We start from the raw sequence: 18,557 nt of genomic DNA, 5'->3' as shown, positions 1-18,557 counted from the left end.
GGTATGTCAAGGCGCCAGGAAGGCGCGGAGCTTCTGGCTCAGCACCGTGGCGGCTTCTTCCCATGTGGTTTGAATGCCGATTGTAGAAAGGTCGACCGTTTGCAGCCCCGCGTAGCCGCAAGGGTTGATGCGCGAGAAGGGTTCGAGGTCCATTTCGACGTTGAGCGCCACGCCGTGGTAAGTGGCGTGGCGGCTCACCTTGATGCCCAGCGCGGCGATCTTGCCGAGGCCCCGGAACGGGTCGGCGGCGGGCAGCGGGCCGGTCGGGGCTGAACCAGGCAGAGGCGATGCCTTCAGCATCGCGTGCGAAAACGGGTCGTCCAGGCGCACGTAGATGCCCGGCGCGCCCGGCACGCGGTGGCCGGTCACGCCGAAGTGGGCGAGGGTGCGCAGCACCGATTCCTCGATGCGGTAGACGTATTCCTTCACGAAATAGCCGGCGCGCCGCAGGTCGATCAGCGGATAGGCCACCACCTGGCCGGGGCCGTGGAAGGTGACCTGGCCGCCGCGGTCGGTCTGCACGACGGGAATGGCGCCGGGGTTCAGGATGTGGTCCTGCCTGCCGGCAATGCCCTGGGTGAACACCGGCGCGTGCTCGCAGACCCACAGCGCGTCGGGCGTCTCGGGCGTGCGCTCGAGCGTGAACTGCTTCATGGCCGCGAAAGTGGTCGCGTAGTCGACGCGGCCCATCGGATGCAGCTCGATGGCGGGAACGGTGGCGGCAATGTCTGTCATGGCGTGGCCTGCCGCGCGGGCAGCTTGCGGGTCTCGCCGATGGCGAGCGTGAAGAAGGCGTCGTCAGCCACGCCCTGGGCCTTGCGGGCTGCGGCAAGGTCCTTGGGCGGCTGGTCGAGCGCTTCGTCGGTGAGCGAGAAGGTGCCCCAGTGCACGCCCAGGCTGCGCCTGGCGTGCAGCTCGCGGTGGATGCGCACGCTTTCGTCGGGGTTGACGTGCTGGTCCTTCATGAACCAGCGGGGCTCGTAGGCGCCGACGGGCAGCAGCGCGAGGTCGAAGCCGCCGCCCTGCGCGTCGGCCTGGCGCGGCGCGAGACGGGCCTGGATGTCGGCGAAATCCTTCGAGTAGCCGGTGTCGCCGGAATAGAACACGTGCAGCTTCGGCGAAAGCAGCGCGAAGCCGCCCCAGAGCGTCTTCATGCGGTCGCCGAGGCCGCGGGCGCTCCAGTGCTGCGCGGGCGTCAGGAACACCTGCACCGCGTCGCTGTTGGCGCCAGCGTCGATGCCCGCGCCGTTGCGCTGGACGAGTGCCTGCGCGGAAGGCGTGGCAGGCAGCGTGACGCTGTCCCACCAGTCGAGTTCGACCGCGTTCGTGACGCCGCGCTCCGCGAGCCACGGCTTGATGCCCAGCGGCACCACGAACAGCGGCGGGCCGCCGGCCTGAGCATTCAGCGCCTTCACGCTGGCCTCGTCGAGGTGGTCGTAGTGGTTGTGGCTGATCAGCACGAGGTCGATGCGCGGCAGGTCCTTCAGGGCCACGCCGGGCGGCTGGAAGCGCTTCGGTCCCACGAAAGAGACGGGCGAGGCGCGCTCGCCGAACACCGGATCGGTCAGCACGTTGAGGCTGCCGTTCGCGGTCGGCACCTGCACCAGCACGGTGGCGTGGCCGATGAAGGTGGCGGCGGGCCGGGCCTGTGCGCCGGTGTTCGACACAATGAAGGCGAGGTCTGGCGCGACCACCGGCGGTGGCGCTTCGGGCGCGGGCGGCAGGCCCTTGAACCACGATGGAATCTGCCAGCCCAGCAGCACGTCGGTGAAGAAATTCTTGGGCTTGAACTCGACGTAGTTGTCCTGGAAGCCGTCGGGCCGGTGGTGTCTGCGGCTGGCGTCGTAGTACGGGTTCGGCGGCGTCGAGCAGGCGGCCAGCAGGCCACCCGCGCAGAGCGCCGCCGCGACGTGCCGCAGGCGGGTCAAAGCACGACCTTGACCTGAGGGTGCGACGACAGCGCGCGGTACAGGTCGTCGAGCTGTTCGCGGCTGGTGGCCGTGACGGTGATGGTCACGCCGAGGTAGTTGCCGGCCTTGCTGTCGCGCAACTCGACGGTGGTGGCGTCGAAGGTGGGGTCGAAGCGCTCGGCGATCTGCGTGACGGCGTGCACGAAGCCGTCGACCTTGGCGCCCATCACCTTGATCGGGAACTGCGAGGGGTACTCGATCAGCGACTCCTTGCGCGGGTCGGGGATCGAGGTGGTTTCGGTGGTGGTCGTGTTGTCGGTCATGCCGGGACTCCGTGCTTCTGTGCGTTGCGTAGCTTGGCCTCCTGGTAGGCCGCGTACAAGCTCTTGTAGATGGGGCCGGGGCGGCCGTTGCCAATAGCCTTGCCGTCGAGCGTGACCACGGGCAGCAGCTCCTTGCTGGCCGAGGAGATCAGCAGCTCGTCGGCGGCGAACACCTCGTCGCGCGAGATGCGGCGCAGCGTGAAAGGAATGCCATGCTCCTCGCACAGGCGCTCCAGCAGGCCGTAGCGGATGCCGGTCAGCACGAGGTTGTCCCTGGGCGGGCCGGCGAGCACGCCGTCCTTCACGATCCACACATTGCTCGACGAGGCTTCGCTGAGCCATTCGCCGCGGAACATGATGGTCTCGGCCGCGCCGGCTTCCACGCTGATCTGCCGCGCGAGCACGGCGCCCAGCAGGCTGGTGCTCTTGATGTGGGCCTTCTGCCAGCGGAAGTCTTCCGCCGTCACGCAGGCCACGCCCTTGGCGCGCACGGCCTCGGAGATGGGCGGCAGCGGGTTCACCATCACGAACACGGTGGGGCGAATGCCGCGCACCATGGCGTGGTCGCGCGGCGCCACGCCGCGTGTCACCTGAAAGTAAACGGATTGTGGCGCTTCGCCGCCGGGAGCGACCAGTCGCATCACGATCTCGCGCCACTGCGCGAGCGAGAGCGGGTTCTCGATCTGCAGCTCTGCGAGCGAGCGGTCGAGCCGGGCCATGTGCTCCTCGAAACAGAAGGGCTGGCCGAAGTAGACGGGGACGTATTCGTAGATGCCGTCGCCGAAAATGAAGCCGCGGTCCAGGACGCTGATCTTCGCGTCGCGCAGCGCGATGTACTCGCCATCGAGGTAACAAAGCGTGGCGGGCAGGGCGTCGGTGATAGGGTGCATGCAGGAATTATGGTTGCGTGCGCCGGGTCGGGCTCGCGTCAGGGAATGCAGGAGCGATTTGCATGCGCGACACGTGGGGTGGCGGGATGGGTTGGGTTTTTACTTATAATCAATGGCTTTGTAGAAATTCTGGGTCGTCATCCGGGCTTCATTCAAAATGAAAACAATCGCCCGACAAGACTCGGAGGTCGCTGAAGACCTCGACGCAGAATTCAAGCCGTTGACCGCCGAGGAGGCGCGTGAACTGCGTGCAAAGAACCCTTCGATCTCCCCCTGGCGGGTGGTTGCGGGGCAGTTGGTTGTCGGTCTGCTGGTGGCTCTGGCCATCTGGGGGCTGACGGGGAGGCAAAATCTGGGTTGGTCCGCCGCTTACGGTGCGATCGCGGTGGTCATTCCATCGGCGGTGTTCGCACGGGGGCTGACCGGTCGGTTTTCTTCCCTGAATCCGGGTACTGCGGTGTTCGGGTTCTTCCTGTGGGAAATGGTCAAGATGGCCTTGTCTGTGGCGATGCTGATCGCTGCGCCAAGGCTGATTACGGCGCTGAGCTGGCCAGCAATGCTGGTCGGCCTGGTGGTGACAATGAAGGCGGCCTGGTTGGCGGTGATGTTCTCGCCCCGGCGCCGGAAACAGAGAGACGAGTAACGGAATGGCTGCTGAAAACGCTGCGGAACATAGTCAGACCGCGGGTGAATACATCGTTCACCACTTGACGCACCTGCAAAGCTCCAAGCCTGGAGGTGTGGCTGACTTTACGGTTTTCAATTTCGACTCGCTCTTCTTCTCGATCTCGCTCGGCATCCTGGGCTGCTGGCTGCTGTGGCTTGCCGCCCGCAAGGCCACTTCGGGCGTTCCCGGCCGTTTTCAAGCGGCGGTCGAGCTGCTGGTCGAAATGGTCGACCAGCAGGCCAAGGGCATCGTCCACAACGCCACGAGCCGCAAGTTCGTGGCCCCGCTGGCACTCACGATCTTCGTCTGGATCTTCCTGCTGAACGCGATGGACCTGTTCCCGGTCGATCTGTTCCCGGCCATCTGGGCCAAGATCTTCGGCCTCGCCGGCGAAGACCCGCACCACGCCTACCTGCGCGTCGTGCCCACGGCCGACCTCTCGGTGACCATGGGCATGTCGGTGGCCGTGCTGCTGATCTGCATCTACTACAACATCAAGATCAAGGGCGCTGGCGGCTGGGTGCACGAGCTGTTCACCGCCCCCTTCGGCAACCACTGGGCGCTGTACCCCTTCAACTTCGCCATGCAGATGATCGAGTTCGTCGCCAAGACGGTCTCGCACGGCATGCGGTTGTTCGGCAACATGTACGCCGGTGAACTGATCTTCCTGCTGATCGCCCTGATGGGCGGTGCCTGGTCCATGTCGGCCACCGGCATCGGCCTGGCCATCGGCCACATCATCGCGGGCACGGCCTGGGCCATCTTCCACATCCTGATCATCACGTTGCAAGCCTTCGTGTTCATGATGCTGACGCTGGTCTACATCGGCCAGGCCCACGATCACCACTGATCATCAGTTTTCGTTTCTGTTTTTGTTTTTCTCTTCAACCAAAGTCCTCTAGGAGTCATCATGGAAGTTATTAGCTTTGTTGCACTGGCCGCCGGCCTGATCATCGGTCTGGGCGCTGTTGGCGCATGTATCGGCATCGGCATCATGGGCAGCAAGTACCTCGAGTCGGCCGCACGTCAGCCTGAACTCATGGGTGAACTCCAAACCAAGATGTTCCTGCTGGCTGGTCTGATCGACGCTGCTTTCATTATCGGCACCGGTATCGCCCTGTGGTTCGCAACGGCCAACCCGTTCCTGTCGCAAATCGCCAACCTGCCGAAGTAAGTCTTTCTCGTCGGACCTGCGTCGTCGTTCCCTAGAGCCCCTAGCGAATGGCTTCGATTCAATCCCATAGAGAGGGTGAAAAGTGAGCATTACCGGTACCCTGATCGTTCAGATGATCGTGTTCCTGATCCTGGTCGGGTTCACGATGAAGTACGTGTGGCCGCCGATCGCGAAGGCGTTGGACGACCGCGCTGCGAAGATCGCCGAAGGCCTCGCTGCCGCCGACAAGGCCAAGTCCGAGCTGACCGCCGCCAACAAGCGCGTGGAAGCCGAACTGGGCCAGGCACGCAACGAGTCCGCACAGCGTCTTGCCGACGCCGAACGTCGCGCCCAGGCCATCGTTGAAGAGGCCAAGGCCCGCGCGACCGAGGAAGGCAACAAGATCGTTGCAGCCGCACGCGTCGAAGCCGACCAGCAGGCACTGAAGGCCCGTGAGGCCCTGCGCGAGCAGGTCGCCGCGCTGGCCGTCAAGGGCGCGGAGCAGATTCTGCGCAAGGAAGTGAATGCAGGCGTTCACGCCGATTTGCTCGCCCGTCTGCAGACCGAACTCTGATAGAAGCCATGGCAGAACTCGCCACCATTGCACGCCCCTACGCCGAGGCGCTCTTCAAGGCGTCGTCGTCCGATCTCGCCGGCACCAGCGCCTGGCTCGAAAAGGTTGCCGCCATCGCGGCCAGCCCGGAGCTCAAGCAGTTCGCCGAGAACCCCAAGGCCACGGCCGAACAGGTGATCGGCGTGGTCGCCGGTGCATTCGGTGCACCGCTCGCCGCTCCCGCCCAGAACTTCCTGGGTGCGCTCCTCGAGAACGGACGTTTTTCGGTGCTGCCGGAAATTGCGAAGCAGTTCCGGGCACTGGCCAACGCGAAGAGCGGTTCGTCCGACGCCGTTGTCTACAGCGCCTTCCCGATCGATGCCGCGGCCCTCGCCAACGTGTCGGCCGCGCTCGAAAAGCGTTTCGGTCGCAAGCTCCAGGTCACGGTCCAGCAAGAGCCGGAACTGATCGGTGGCATTCGTGTGGTGGTCGGCGACGAGGTGCTCGACACCTCCGTCAAAGCGCGCCTTGAACAAATGAAAGTTGCGCTGGCGGCCTGACGGTCTCCATCGCCTTACAAAGAAAGAAGGAAAGAGTCATGCAACTCAATCCCGCAGAAATTTCCGAACTGATCAAGAGCCGCATCGAGGGCCTCGGGGTCAGCGCCAACATCCGCAACGAAGGCACCGTGGTTTCGGTGACTGACGGCATCGTGCGCGTGCACGGCCTGTCGGACGCGATGCAGGGCGAAATGCTCGAATTCCCGCCGAGCGCAGACGGCACGCCGTCTTTCGGCCTCGCACTGAACCTCGAGCGCGACTCCGTCGGCGCCGTGATTCTGGGCGAATACGAGCACATCTCCGAAGGCGACACCGTCAAGTGCACGGGCCGCATCCTGGAAGTGCCGGTCGGCCCCGAGCTCATCGGCCGCGTGGTGAACGCACTGGGCCAGCCGATCGACGGCAAGGGTCCCATCAACGCCAAGATGACCGACGTGATCGAGAAGGTCGCTCCGGGCGTGATCGCACGGAAGTCCGTCGACCAGCCGATGCAGACCGGCCTGAAGTCCGTCGACTCGATGGTGCCCGTCGGCCGCGGCCAGCGCGAGCTGATCATCGGCGACCGCCAGACCGGCAAGACCGCGGTGGCCATCGACGCGATCATCAACCAGAAGGGTCAGAACATGACCTGCGTCTACGTTGCGATCGGCCAGAAGGCTTCGTCGATCAAGAACGTGGTGCGCGCTCTCGAACAAGCCGGCGCGATGGACTACACCATCGTGGTGGCGGCATCTGCCTCCGAATCGGCAGCCATGCAATACGTGTCGGCCTACTCGGGCTGCACGATGGGCGAATACTTCCGCGACCGCGGCCAGGACGCACTGATCGTCTATGACGACCTGTCCAAGCAAGCCGTGGCATACCGCCAGGTCTCGCTGCTGCTGCGCCGCCCGCCAGGCCGCGAAGCCTACCCCGGCGACGTGTTCTATCTCCACAGCCGCCTGCTCGAACGCGCAGCCCGCGTGAACGCCGACTACGTCGAAGCCTTCACCAAGGGTGAAGTCAAGGGCAAAACCGGTTCGCTGACCGCACTGCCGATCATCGAAACGCAAGCCGGCGACGTGTCCGCCTTCGTTCCGACCAACGTGATCTCGATCACCGACGGCCAGATCTTCCTGGAAACCAACCTGTTCAACGCCGGTATCCGCCCCGCCATCAACGCCGGTATCTCGGTGTCGCGCGTGGGTTCGTCGGCCCAGACCAACCTGGTGAAGAACCAGTCCGGCGGTATCCGTACCGACCTGGCGCAGTACCGTGAACTCGCGGCCTTCGCCCAGTTCGCATCGGACCTGGACGAAGCCACCCGCAAGCAACTCGACCGCGGTGCCCGCGTGACCGAACTGCTGAAGCAGACCCAGTACAGCCCGCTGCCCATCTCGCTGATGAGCGCCACGCTGTTCGCGGTGAACAAGGGCTTCATGGACGACATCGACGTCAAGAAGGTGCTCTCGTTCGAACACGGTTTCCATCAGTACCTGAAGTCGAGCCACGCCTCGCTGCTGGAAACGATGGAAAAGCACGGCGCCAAGTGGGACGTCAAGCCCGCCAAGGCCGACGACAGCGACGCCAAGAAGGCACTCAAGAAGACCTGCCAGGACGCCGAAGCCGAACTGCTGGCCGCCGCCACTTCGTTCAAGAAGTCGTTCGCCTGATCGACGCAAGAAGGAGCTCTCATGGCAGCTGGTAAGGAAATCCGCGGCAAGATCAAATCGGTGGAAAACACCAAGAAGATCACCAAGGCCATGGAAATGGTCTCGGTTTCCAAGATGCGCAAGGCGCAGGAACGCATGCGCGCCGCTCGCCCCTACAGCGAAAAAATCCGCAACATCGCGGCCAATCTCGGCAAGGCGAATCCGGAGTACACCCACGCGTTCATGAAGACGACCGAAGCCAAGGGCGTCGGTTTCATCATCGTGACCAGCGACAAGGGCCTGTGCGGCGGCTTGAACACCAACCTGCTGCGTGCAGTGACGGCCAAGCTGCGCGAAGCGCAGTCGGCCGGCAACGTGGTGGAGTCGGTGGCCATCGGCAGCAAGGGCCTGGGTTTCCTGAACCGCATCGGCGCCCGCGTGGTGGCCCATGTGACGCAACTGGGCGACACGCCGCATCTCGACAAGCTCATCGGGCCGGTCAAGACGCTGCTCGACGCCTATGCGGAAGGCAAGCTGTCGGCCGTGTACCTGTGCTACACGAAGTTCATCAACACCATCAAGCAAGAGCCGATGGTGGAGCAGTTGCTGCCGCTCAAGGCCGAAACGCTGCAGACCGAGTCGGGACACCATTCGTGGGACTACATCTACGAACCCGACGCGCAAAGCGTGATCGACGAGCTGCTGGTGCGCTATGTGGAATCGCTGGTGTACCAGGCCGTGGCCGAGAACATGGCGTCCGAGCATTCGGCGCGCATGGTGGCCATGAAGGCTGCAACGGACAACGCGGGCAACGTGATCAGCGAACTGAAGCTGGTCTACAACAAGACCCGTCAGGCCGGCATCACCAAGGAACTGTCGGAGATCGTGTCCGGCGCTGCAGCCGCCGCGGGCGTTTGATGGTTGGCGGGGCAATGGAACGGGCCACATTGCCTGCCGTGCGCGCCTAGCGTGCACAGTGATTCAAGGCCTTCTTTCAAGGGGACTACGCGCAAATGAAGAAAATTCTTGCTCTGGTGGCGGTTGCTGCCGCTCTGACCGCCTGCTCCAAAAAGGAAGAGGCGCCCGCGCCTGCACCGGCTCCGGCCGCTGCACCCGCGGCGCCCGCGCCCGCTCCCGCCGCCGCAACGCCTGCAGCCCCCGCAGCGGCATCGACGGCTTCGGCCGACCTGCCGCAAGAGTGCAACGACTACCTGGCCAAGGTGCAGACCTGCGTTTCCGCGCAAAGCGGTGCAGCCGCCGACGCGATGAAGGCAAGCCTCGACCAGACCAAGGCCACCTGGGCTTCCATGGGTGCCGACAAGGCTGCGCTGGGTCAGGCCTGCAAGGCCGCCTCGGACGCATTCGCGGCGCAAGCCACGGCAATGAAGTGCTGACCTGAACTGAACCAATCAAGGGTGCCGGCCCGTCCGGCATTCTTGCAAAAGCGGCCCGTTTCGGCACCAGGACGCTTCTGCAAGAACCTGTCGCAAATTTATTGAGATCCATCCAGAAGGAAACGCCATGGCTGAAGGAAAAATTGTCCAATGTATCGGCGCCGTGGTCGACGTGGAGTTCCCGCGTGACCAGATGCCCAAGGTGTACGACGCCTTGAAATTCGAAGGCAGCGCGCTGACTCTCGAAGTCCAGCAACAGCTCGGCGACGGCGTGGTGCGCACGATTGCACTGGGCTCGTCCGACGGCCTGCGCCGCGGCCTGATCGTCACGAACACCGGCGCACCCATCACGGTGCCCGTCGGCAAGGCCACGCTCGGCCGCATCATGGACGTGCTGGGCGCGCCCATCGACGAACGCGGCCCGGTCGGCCAGGAGCTCACCGCTTCGATCCACCGCAAGGCTCCCGCGTACGACGAACTGTCGCCTTCGCAAGACCTGCTGGAAACCGGCATCAAGGTGATCGACCTGGTGTGCCCGTTCGCCAAGGGCGGCAAGGTGGGCCTGTTCGGTGGCGCCGGCGTGGGCAAGACCGTGAACATGATGGAACTCATCAACAACATCGCCAAGGCTCACTCGGGTCTGTCGGTGTTCGCCGGTGTGGGTGAACGTACCCGCGAAGGCAACGACTTCTATCACGAGATGGCCGACTCCGGCGTCGTGAACCTCGAGAAGCTCGAGGACTCGAAGGTGGCCATGGTCTACGGCCAGATGAACGAACCCCCGGGCAACCGTCTGCGCGTGGCGCTGACCGGCCTGACCATCGCCGAGTCGTTCCGCGACGAAGGCCGTGACGTTCTGTTCTTCGTGGACAACATCTACCGCTACACGCTGGCCGGTACCGAAGTGTCGGCTCTGCTGGGCCGCATGCCTTCCGCCGTGGGCTACCAGCCGACGCTGGCCGAGGAAATGGGCCGCCTGCAGGAGCGGATCACGTCGACCAAGGTCGGCTCGATCACCTCGATCCAGGCCGTTTACGTTCCCGCCGACGACTTGACCGACCCGTCGCCCGCCACCACCTTCGCCCACTTGGACTCGACCGTGGTGCTGTCGCGTGACATCGCTTCGCTCGGTATCTACCCCGCCGTGGACCCGCTGGACTCGACCTCGCGCCAGCTCGACCCGAACGTGGTCGGCGAAGAGCACTACAACGTGGCCCGCGCCGTGCAAGGCACGCTGCAGCGCTACAAGGAACTGCGCGACATCATCGCGATTCTGGGCATGGACGAACTGGCTCCCGACGACAAGCTCGCCGTGGCCCGCGCCCGCAAGATCCAGCGTTTCCTGTCGCAGCCGTTCCACGTGGCCGAAGTGTTCACGGGCTCGCCCGGCAAGTACGTGCCGCTGGCCGAAACCATCCGTGGCTTCAAGATGATCGTGAACGGCGAAGCCGACCACCTGCCGGAACAAGCGTTCTACATGGTGGGCGGCATCGACGAAGCGTTCGAAAAGGCCAAGAAGGTCGCTTAAGAAGGAATCACCATGGCAGGCACCATTCATGTGGACGTGGTCAGCGCGGAAGAGTCGATCTTCTCGGGCGAAGCCAGGTTCGTCGCGCTGCCCGGTGAAGCCGGTGAGCTCGGCATCTACCCGCGCCACACCCCGCTGATCACGCGCATCCGCCCCGGCGCCGTGCGCATCGAAATGGCCGATGGCGGCGAAGAGTTCGTCTTCGTGGCCGGCGGCATTCTCGAAGTGCAGCCCAACGCCGTGACCGTGCTGTCCGACACCGCGATCCGCGGCAAGGACCTCGACGACGAGAAGGCCAACCAGGCCAAGGCCGCGGCCGAGGAAGCACTGAAGAACGCGAAGAGCGACATCGACATTGCGATGGCGCAATCGGAGCTGGCCGTGATGGCCGCCCAGATCGCGGCGCTGCGCAAGTACCGCCAGAAGAAGTAAGTAAGCAAGCAATCAAAGGGAGCCCCTGGGCTCTCTTCCTGAAAAGCCGCCTCCGGGCGGCTTTTTTGCGTCCGGCGTTTCCCCATTCAAGTCGACTTCGGTTTGAACTTGGCCGAAGTTCGGCCTTGTCCGGCTGAAGACCTGCACCTAGTATTCGCCTTCGCCCGACAGCCGAAGGTTGCGGGCGGCGACTTCAAAAGAAAGAACACGGAGACAAACGCGTGGCACCCTGGAGCGGCATCACCGCCGATGAAATGCGGCTGCTGGAAACGACCTTCTGGTCGGCCGGCGGATCGCGCCATGCCATGGCCGAGCAGCTCGGTTTCTCCAAGAGCAAGGCCAATGCGCTCATCGCCGGCCTTGTCGAACAGGGGCTGCTGGCCGAAGCGGGCCTGCAGCGTTCATCGGGCGGGCGGCGTGCCGAAAACCTCCAGCTGCACTTCGGGCTCGGCGTGCTGGTCGGCATCGACATCGGCGCGACCAGCCTCGGCGTGGCCGTGCTGCGGCCCGACCTCACCGTGCTTGCGCAACATGAAGAGCCCGCCGACGTGCGCGAGGGCCCGGCCGTGGTGCTGGCCCGGGTCCGGGTGCTGATGCGCGAATTGCTGGCGCAAGGCGGCCATGCCGCGCGCGACGTGCTCGGCATCGGCATCGGCGTGCCCGGCCCCGTCAACTTCGAGATCGGCCAGCTCGTGAACCCGCCGCTGATGCCCGCGTGGGACAGCTTCTCGATCCGCGACTACCTGCGCGAGGACTACGCCGCGCCCGTCTTCGTCGACAACGACGTGAACCTCATGGCGCTCGGCGAGCTGTGGAGGCTCAAGCGTTCGCTGACCAATTTCCTCGTCATCAAGATCGGGACCGGCATCGGCTGCGGCATCGTCTGCCACGGCGAGGTGTACCGGGGCGCGGCCGGCTCCGCGGGCGACGTGGGCCACATCTGCGTCGACCAGGAAGGCCCGCGCTGCCACTGCGGCAACCTGGGCTGCGTCGAGGCCATGGCCGCCGGCCCCGCGATCACGCGCATGGCCGTGCAGGCGGCCGAGGCCGGCGAAAGCGAACTGCTGTCCGAGTGCCTGCGCGTGCATGGCCGCATCGACGCGATCGACGTCGGCCAGGCCAGCCGCGGCGGCGACACCGCGGCCAACGGCATCATCCAGCGCGCGGGCAGCCTCATCGGCCAGATGCTCGCGTCGGTCGTCAACTTCTTCAATCCGTCGCATGTGTTCATCGGCGGCGGCATCACGCGAATCGGGCCGCTGTTCCTCGCGGCGGTGCGCCAGAGCGTGTACCAGCGCTCGCTCGCGCTCTCCACGCGGCACCTGGAAATCCAGTACACGCCGCTGGGCATGCAGGGCGGACTGATAGGCGCGGGCGTGCTTGCGATGCACGAGACCCTGAAGGTCCGCGGAGTGGCGCCATGAGCAGCAGTACGCCAAGCAACAAGGGCAGCGTCGCCGTCGAGTTCGACGGCGTGGTCAAGGCCTTCGGCCCGGTGCAGGTGCTGCACGGCGTGAGCTTTGCGCTCGCGCCCGGTCGCGTATACGGCCTGCTCGGCGAGAACGGCGCGGGCAAGTCGACGCTGATGAAGATTCTTGCCGGCTACGAGCAGCTCACCGGCGGCACGCTGCGCATCAACGGCCAGCCGCAGCAGTTCGGTAGCTCGCGCGACGCCGAGGCGCTGGGCATCGTGCTGATCCACCAGGAGTTCAACCTCGCGGAAGACCTGAGCGTGGCGCAGAACATCTTCCTGGGCCACGAGAAGAAGAAAGGCTGGCTGCTCGACGACGCCTCGATGGAACGCGAAGCCGCCGCCGCGCTCGCCGCCGTCGGGCTGAACATCGATCCGCGCACCAAGGTGCGAAAGCTCATCGTCGCCGAAAAGCAACTCGTCGAGATCGCGAAGGCCATCGCCCGCCGCGCGCGCCTGCTCGTGATGGACGAACCCACCGCCACGCTCACGCCCGGCGAGACCGAGCGGCTGTTCAAGCTCATCGCGCAGTTGCGCGCCGATGGCGTGACCATCGTCTACATCTCGCACAAGCTCGACGAGGTGGAGCAGGTGACCGACGAGGTGATCGTCATGCGCGACGGCCGCTTCGTCGCGCGCGCGCCCACGCCCGAGGTCACGCGCCAGCAGATGGCCAACCTCATGGTGGGCCGCGAGCTGGCCGACCTGTACCCGCCGCGCGACGTGGTGGTGGCCGCCGATGCGCCCGCCATGCGCGTGCGAAATTTCAATGTGCCCGGCTGGGCGCAAGACGCGAGCTTCGAGGTGCGCCCCGGCGAGATCCTCGGTTTCGCAGGCCTCGTGGGCGCGGGCCGCACCGAGCTCTTCGAAGGCCTGCTCGGCCTTCGCCCCGCGAGCGGCAGCGTCGAGATGCTCGGCAAGCCCGTGCCCGGCGGCAAGGGCTGGCGCAACCCGCGCGACGCGGCGAAGCACGGCCTCACCTATCTGAGCGAAGACCGCAAGGGCAAGGGCCTGCACGTCAACTTCGGCCTGCGGCAGAACCTCACGCTGATGGCGCTCGAGCGCTATGCGCAGCCCTGGCTCAAGCCCGAAGCCGAACGCGGCGCGCTGGCCGGGGCGGTGAAGGACTACGGCATCCGCACCGGCTCGCTCGAGGTCAAGGCCTCGTCGCTGTCGGGCGGCAACCAGCAGAAGCTCGCGCTCGCCAAGGTGCTGCAGCCGCAGCCGAAGGTGGTGGTGCTCGACGAGCCCACGCGCGGCGTGGACGTGGGCGCCAAGCGCGACATCTATTTCCTGATCCAGCGACTGGCCCGCGAAGGGCTCGCTGTGATCGTCGTCTCGTCTGAGCTGATGGAGCTGATCGGCCTGTGCCACCGCGTGGCGGTGATGCGCGCCGGAAAGCTGGTCGCCACGCTCGACGCGGACCATTTGACAGAAGAGGAGCTCATCGCTCATGCCACCGGAACAGCAGACACCACCGCCGCGCACGCTTGAAGCCGCGCAGCAGCAGCACCGCAGCGAGGCAAAGCCGCGCTGGACCGAGCGCCTGCACGGCCTCGGCCCGGTCATCGGCCTGGTGCTGCTTTGCATTGCCGGCACCCTGCTCAACAGCGACTTCGCGACCGTCGACAACGCGATGAACGTGCTCACGCGCACGGCCTTCATCGGCATCATCGCGGTGGGCATGTGCTTCGTGATCATCTCGGGCGGCATCGACCTGTCGGTGGGCTCGATGGCCGCGCTCATCGCGGGCAGCGTGATCATGTTCATCAACTGGGCCGGCCCGGCCTCGGGCTCGCCGCTGCTGGCGGTGTTGATGGGCGCGGTGCTGGCCATCGTGCTGGGTGCCGTGTTCGGCCTTGCGCACGGCCTGCTCATCACCAAGGGGCGCATCGAGCCCTTCATCGTGACGCTGGGCACGCTGGGCATCTTCCGCGCGTACCTCACCTACTTTGCGGACGGCGGCGCGCTCACGCTCGACAACGAACTGTCGGACCTCTACGCGCCGGTGTACTACGCCAGCCTCGCGGGCATTCCGGTGCCGGTGTGGGTGTTCGTGATCGTCGCGATCATCGGCGGCGTCATATTGAACCGCACGGCCTACGGGCGCTACGTGCAGGCCATCGGCTCGAACGAGCAGGTGGCGCGCTACGCGGCCGTGGACGTCGACCGCGTGAAGATCATGACCTACGTGCTGCTCGGCGTGTGCGTGGGCATCGCCACGCTGCTCTACGTGCCGCGCCTGGGCTCGGCCTCGCCGACCACCGGCCTGCTGTGGGAGCTGGAAGCCATTGCCGCGGTGATCGTCGGCGGCACCGCGCTCAAGGGCGGCGCGGGCAGCATCACCGGCACGGTGGTGGGCGCGATCCTGCTCTCGGTCATCAGCAACATCCTGAACCTCACCAGCATCATCAGCGTGTACCTGAATGCCGCGGTGCAGGGCTTCGTGATCATCATCGTCGCGTTCCTGCAGCGCGGCCGGCGCTAGTTCCGTTCCCGTTCCGTTCCATCCACCAAGAGGAGACATCCAGCATGACAACTTTCACCAGACGCCTCGCGCTCACGGCCGTTGCCGCCGCGGCCTTCGCCAGCCTGCCCGCGCTCGCCGCAGAGAAGGTCAACCTCGGCGTTTCGATTCCCGCGGCCACGCACAGCTTCATGGGCGGCATCAACTACTGGGCCAACCAGGCGAAGAAGGACCTCGAGAAGGAACACAAGGACCTGAAGATCACCATCAAGACGGCCGCCAACGCGCCCGAGCAGGCCAACCAGCTGCAGGACCTGTCGACGGTGACCAAGATCAACGCGCTGGTCGTGTTCCCGTTCGAATCCGCCGCGCTGACCAAGCCGGTCGCGCAGGTCAAGGCCAAGGGCGCGTACGTGACCGTGGTCGACCGCGGCCTGACCGACACCAGCGCGCAGGATGCCTACGTGGCCGGCGACAACACCGCCTTCGGCAAGATCCCGGCCGAGTACATCGTGAAGCAGCTCAACGGCAAGGGCAACGTGGTGGCGCTGCGCGGCATCGCGACCACGCTCGACAACGAGCGCATGGACGCCTTCAACGCCGTGCTCAAGGGCAGCCCCGACATCAAGCTGCTGGACGCCAAGTACGCCAACTGGAACCGCGACGACGCCTTCAAGGTCACGCAGGACTACCTCACGCGCTTCAAGAACATCGACGCCATCTGGGCCGCCGACGACGACATGGCCGTGGGCGTGCTCAAGGCCATCTCGCAGGCCAAGCGCGACGACATCAAGATCGTGTTCGGCGGCGCCGGCGCGAAGGACATGGTCAAGACCATCATGGACGGCAAGGACCCGCGCATCACGGCCGACGTGAGCTATTCGCCCAAGTTCATCTACGACGCGATCAAGCTCACGGCGGAAGCGCGCCTGAAGGGCGAGAAGCTGCCGGCGACGACGATCATTCCTTCGGTGCTGATCACGAAGGAAAACGCCAAAGAGTTCTACCACCCCAACTCGCCGTTCTGAGGTGATCGAGATCGCTCCACGCAAGCTCCGCTACGCCATGGTCGGCGGCGGCCGCGACGCCTTCATCGGCGCCGTGCACCGCAAGGCCATGGCGCTCGACGGCCAGATCGAGCTCGTGGCGGGGGCGCTGTCGTCGAGCCCCGACAAGGCGCGCGCCTCGGGCCGCGACCTCGGCCTGGCCGACGGCCGCAACCACGGCGACTGGCAGTCGCTGCTGGCCGACGAGCTGAAGCGGCCCGCTGATGAACGCATCGACTTCGTGTCGATCGTCACGCCCAACCACGTGCACTTTCCGGTGGCGCAGGCTTTTGCCGACGCCGGCTTCCACGTGGTGTGCGACAAGCCGCTGGTGCACACGCGCGAGCAGGCCGATGCGCTGGTCGCCACGGTCGCTAAGCGGGGCACGGTGTTCGGCGTCACCTACAACTACACCGGCTACCCGATGGTGCGGCAGGCCCGCGAGATGGTGCGGTCGGGCCAGATCGGCGAAGTGCGCAAGGTCGTCGTCGAATACAACCAGGGCTGGCTTGCCAGCCATGTCGAAGGCGGCACCAACAAGCAGGCCGACTGGCGCACCGACCCCGCGCGCAGCGGCGCGGCCGGGGCCATCGGCGACATCGGCTCGCATGCCGAGAACCTCGTGGCCAGCGTCACCGGCCTGGAGATCGAAAGCCTCTGCGCCGACCTCAGCGCGCTGGTGCCGGGCCGCATGCTCGACGACGACGGCAGCCTGCTGCTGCGCTTCAAGGGCGGCGCGCGCGGCGTGCTGGTGGCCTCGCAGATCAGCACGGGGCTGGAGAACGACCTGCGCCTGCGCATCTCCGGCACGCGGGGCACGCTCGAATGGCACCAGGAGCAGCCCAGCCAGTTGCAGCACCTGCCGCACGACGGACCCAGGCGCGTGCTGACGCGCGGCGCGCCCTGGCTGTGCGAGGCCGCGCAACGCGCGAGCCGGCTGCCGGCGGGGCACCCCGAAGGCTTCATCGAGGCCTTCGCCAACGTGTATGCCGGCGTGGCGGCGGACATCCGCGCCCGTCTCGAAGGCCGTGCGGCCGACCCGCTGGCCGCCGACTATCCGCGCGTGGAAGACGGCGCGCGCGGCGTGCGCTTCATCGAACGCACGGTGGCATCCGCGCAAAGCGAATTAAAGTGGACGCCCTGGTAGCGCATGCGCGCTGCCGCGGGCTTCCATGACATCCACCATCACCGACAACACCGGCGCCTCGCGCCCGGCCACGCAGACATGGCCCGCGGCGCTCTGGCGGCGCTGCATCACGCTGTTCCCGCTGAAGCTGGTGGGCAACACGGTCGCCACGCTCGGCTTCTTCCCGCTGTACTTCTGGATCGCGAAGAACGCGGGCCAGGCCTGGGTGCTGCCGCTCACCGCCTTCGACCGCGCCATCGCCTTCTGGCCGGCGCTGCTGCCGGTGTATCTCTCGCTGTGGGGCTACATCGCGCTGCCGGTGCTGCTGGCCAAGGACATGCGCGAGCTGACGCGCTTCTCCCTCGGCTGCGCGGCGATGACCTTGCTGGCGCTGCTCGTGTTCTGGTTCATGCCCACGGCCATTCCCAATTTCGCGGTCGCCACCACGCCGGGCACTTCGCTGCAGTTCCTGAAGATGGTCGATTCGGCGGGCAATGCCTTTCCGTCGCTGCATGTGTCGTTCTCGGTGTTCGCCTGCGTGATGCTCGCGCGGCAGTTGCGCGATGCGGGCGCGCCGGCGTGGCTGCGCTTCGTCAACGTGGCGTGGGCCGCGGGCATCGTCTATTCGACGATGGCGGTGCGCCAGCATGTGCTGGTCGACGTGCTGGGCGGCCTTGCGCTGGGTGTCGCGCTCGGCGTGGCCACGCGGCAGCGGGAGCCGGCCGCGGCTGCGGCGCATGCGCGTGCGGCGTAGGCCGATCGCGGTATTCCGCCGCCACCGGGCGCGCGGTACAAATCCGGCATCGTCGCCGTCCAGGCGATGCGGAGCCCGCCATGAAGATTCGCCCGTCCGCCGCCGCTGCAGCCTGCCTTGCCGCGGCTGCCATCGCCATGCCCGCGTTCGCGCTCGACTACCCGGCGCGCAAGCCCGGCCTGTGGGAGATCCAGACCGGCGACGGCGGCCGGGGCCAGGGCCACACCATGCAGCAGTGCATCGACGCGGCCAGCGACAAGTCGCTGCGTGAAATGGGCCAGGGCATGGGCAAGGAAATGTGCTCGAAGCAGGAGCTGCGGCTCGACGGCGGCAAGCTGGTGATGGACTCCGTGTGCAAGATCGGCAACACCACCGCCACCTCGCATGCGGTGATGAGCGGCGACTTCAACTCGGCCTACCGCATGGAAAGCAAATCGAGCTACAACCCGCCGCTGATGGGCCGCGCCGAAGGCACCAGCGTGATCGAGGCCAGGTGGGTCGGCCCCTGCAAGGCCGACCAGAAGCCCGGCGACATGGTCATGCCCAACGGCATGAAGATGAACGTCATCGACATGATGAACAACCGGCCCAAGCGGCCCTGACGGGGCCTGCGGGGCCGGCCGGCGGGTAGGCGCCGGCCCACAGCGCTTCG

21 protein-coding genes are annotated in these 18,557 nt (G+C 65.9%); 17 read left to right on the top strand and 4 right to left on the bottom strand.

Annotated elements, in window-relative coordinates; all coding sequences use genetic code 11:
* Positions 1-6 precede the first annotated feature (6 nt).
* Genes lipB through QRN67_RS19310 form a run of 4 tightly spaced genes read right to left on the bottom strand, consistent with a single transcriptional unit; the run spans position 7 to position 3,123 of the window.
* On the bottom strand, positions 7-735 hold the full coding sequence (gene lipB / locus QRN67_RS19325) for a lipoyl(octanoyl) transferase LipB (RefSeq protein ID WP_285413158.1): 729 nt from the start codon (positions 733-735) through the stop codon (positions 7-9).
* Positions 732-1,928 (bottom strand): MBL fold metallo-hydrolase, encoded by a 1,197-nt coding sequence (locus QRN67_RS19320; protein ID WP_285413157.1) that lies wholly within the window; start codon positions 1,926-1,928, stop codon positions 732-734. Before QRN67_RS19320 ends, lipB begins: the two co-directional genes overlap by 4 nt.
* Positions 1,925-2,233, bottom strand: coding sequence for a YbeD family protein (locus QRN67_RS19315; protein ID WP_081266103.1), 309 nt, complete (start codon positions 2,231-2,233; stop codon positions 1,925-1,927). Before QRN67_RS19315 ends, QRN67_RS19320 begins: the two co-directional genes overlap by 4 nt.
* Positions 2,230-3,123 carry a D-amino acid aminotransferase gene (locus QRN67_RS19310; RefSeq protein WP_285413155.1) on the bottom strand — a complete coding sequence of 298 codons (894 nt, stop codon included), beginning with the start codon at positions 3,121-3,123 and terminating at the stop codon, positions 2,230-2,232. The genes QRN67_RS19315 and QRN67_RS19310 overlap by 4 nt, the downstream gene beginning before the upstream one ends.
* A 157-nt stretch (positions 3,124-3,280) precedes the next feature.
* Here QRN67_RS19310 and QRN67_RS19305 point away from each other — a divergent pair, with 157 nt between their 5' ends.
* The 17 genes from QRN67_RS19305 (at position 3,281) to QRN67_RS19225 (ending at position 18,507) form a co-directional block, all read left to right on the top strand.
* Positions 3,281-3,766 carry an ATP synthase subunit I gene (locus QRN67_RS19305; protein WP_081266101.1) on the top strand — a complete coding sequence of 162 codons (486 nt, stop codon included), beginning with the start codon at positions 3,281-3,283 and terminating at the stop codon, positions 3,764-3,766.
* Between the two features lie 4 nt (positions 3,767-3,770).
* Entirely contained in the window at positions 3,771-4,640 is an 870-nt protein-coding gene (atpB, locus tag QRN67_RS19300; protein WP_081266100.1) for a F0F1 ATP synthase subunit A, read from the top strand.
* Between the two features lie 60 nt (positions 4,641-4,700).
* Positions 4,701-4,964 (top strand): F0F1 ATP synthase subunit C, encoded by a 264-nt coding sequence (gene atpE, locus QRN67_RS19295; protein ID WP_019657641.1) that lies wholly within the window; start codon positions 4,701-4,703, stop codon positions 4,962-4,964.
* Between the two features lie 82 nt (positions 4,965-5,046).
* A complete protein-coding gene (locus tag QRN67_RS19290) occupies positions 5,047-5,517 on the top strand; it encodes a F0F1 ATP synthase subunit B (RefSeq protein WP_081266099.1) in 471 nt (156 codons plus the stop codon).
* Between the two features lie 8 nt (positions 5,518-5,525).
* Complete coding sequence (locus QRN67_RS19285) at positions 5,526-6,056, top strand: F0F1 ATP synthase subunit delta (protein WP_081266098.1); 531 nt, start codon at positions 5,526-5,528, stop codon at positions 6,054-6,056.
* Between the two features lie 38 nt (positions 6,057-6,094).
* Positions 6,095-7,708, top strand: coding sequence for a F0F1 ATP synthase subunit alpha (gene atpA / locus QRN67_RS19280; protein ID WP_106936601.1), 1,614 nt, complete (start codon positions 6,095-6,097; stop codon positions 7,706-7,708).
* Between the two features lie 21 nt (positions 7,709-7,729).
* Positions 7,730-8,605, top strand: coding sequence for a F0F1 ATP synthase subunit gamma (gene atpG / locus QRN67_RS19275; protein WP_081266096.1), 876 nt, complete (start codon positions 7,730-7,732; stop codon positions 8,603-8,605).
* Positions 8,606-8,700: 95 nt separating this feature from the next.
* Positions 8,701-9,081, top strand: a complete 381-nt coding sequence (locus QRN67_RS19270) for a hypothetical protein (protein WP_285413152.1) — start codon at positions 8,701-8,703, stop codon at positions 9,079-9,081.
* Between the two features lie 127 nt (positions 9,082-9,208).
* Positions 9,209-10,609: a F0F1 ATP synthase subunit beta gene (gene atpD / locus QRN67_RS19265; RefSeq protein WP_081266094.1), complete on the top strand. Its 1,401-nt coding sequence runs from the start codon at positions 9,209-9,211 to the stop codon at positions 10,607-10,609.
* Positions 10,610-10,621: 12 nt separating this feature from the next.
* Positions 10,622-11,041 carry a F0F1 ATP synthase subunit epsilon gene (locus QRN67_RS19260; RefSeq protein ID WP_081266093.1) on the top strand — a complete coding sequence of 140 codons (420 nt, stop codon included), beginning with the start codon at positions 10,622-10,624 and terminating at the stop codon, positions 11,039-11,041.
* A gap of 254 nt (positions 11,042-11,295) precedes the next feature.
* Positions 11,296-12,465, top strand: coding sequence for an ROK family protein (locus QRN67_RS19255; RefSeq protein ID WP_285413188.1), 1,170 nt, complete (start codon positions 11,296-11,298; stop codon positions 12,463-12,465).
* Positions 12,462-14,006, top strand: coding sequence for a sugar ABC transporter ATP-binding protein (locus tag QRN67_RS19250; RefSeq protein ID WP_285413151.1), 1,545 nt, complete (start codon positions 12,462-12,464; stop codon positions 14,004-14,006). Before QRN67_RS19255 ends, QRN67_RS19250 begins: the two co-directional genes overlap by 4 nt.
* Positions 13,966-15,000, top strand: a complete 1,035-nt coding sequence (locus QRN67_RS19245; RefSeq protein ID WP_285413150.1) for an ABC transporter permease — start codon at positions 13,966-13,968, stop codon at positions 14,998-15,000. The genes QRN67_RS19250 and QRN67_RS19245 overlap by 41 nt, the downstream gene beginning before the upstream one ends.
* Positions 15,001-15,044: 44 nt before the next feature.
* Complete coding sequence (locus tag QRN67_RS19240) at positions 15,045-16,007, top strand: substrate-binding domain-containing protein (protein ID WP_106936605.1); 963 nt, start codon at positions 15,045-15,047, stop codon at positions 16,005-16,007.
* A gap of 37 nt (positions 16,008-16,044) precedes the next feature.
* On the top strand, positions 16,045-17,172 hold the full coding sequence (locus QRN67_RS19235) for a Gfo/Idh/MocA family protein (RefSeq protein WP_409196308.1): 1,128 nt from the start codon (positions 16,045-16,047) through the stop codon (positions 17,170-17,172).
* A 25-nt stretch (positions 17,173-17,197) separates the two neighbouring features.
* A complete protein-coding gene (locus QRN67_RS19230; protein WP_106936607.1) occupies positions 17,198-17,905 on the top strand; it encodes a phosphatase PAP2 family protein in 708 nt (235 codons plus the stop codon).
* An 80-nt stretch (positions 17,906-17,985) separates the two neighbouring features.
* Positions 17,986-18,507, top strand: coding sequence for a DUF3617 domain-containing protein (locus QRN67_RS19225; RefSeq protein ID WP_285413148.1), 522 nt, complete (start codon positions 17,986-17,988; stop codon positions 18,505-18,507).
* Positions 18,508-18,557 lie beyond the last annotated feature (50 nt).

The sequence above is a fragment of the Variovorax sp. efr-133-TYG-130 genome (assembly GCF_030208835.1).
Lineage (GTDB): Bacteria > Pseudomonadota > Gammaproteobacteria > Burkholderiales > Burkholderiaceae_C > Variovorax.
The sequence above is the reverse complement of the archived record's forward strand: the minus strand, read 5'-3'. Positions and strand labels throughout refer to the sequence as shown.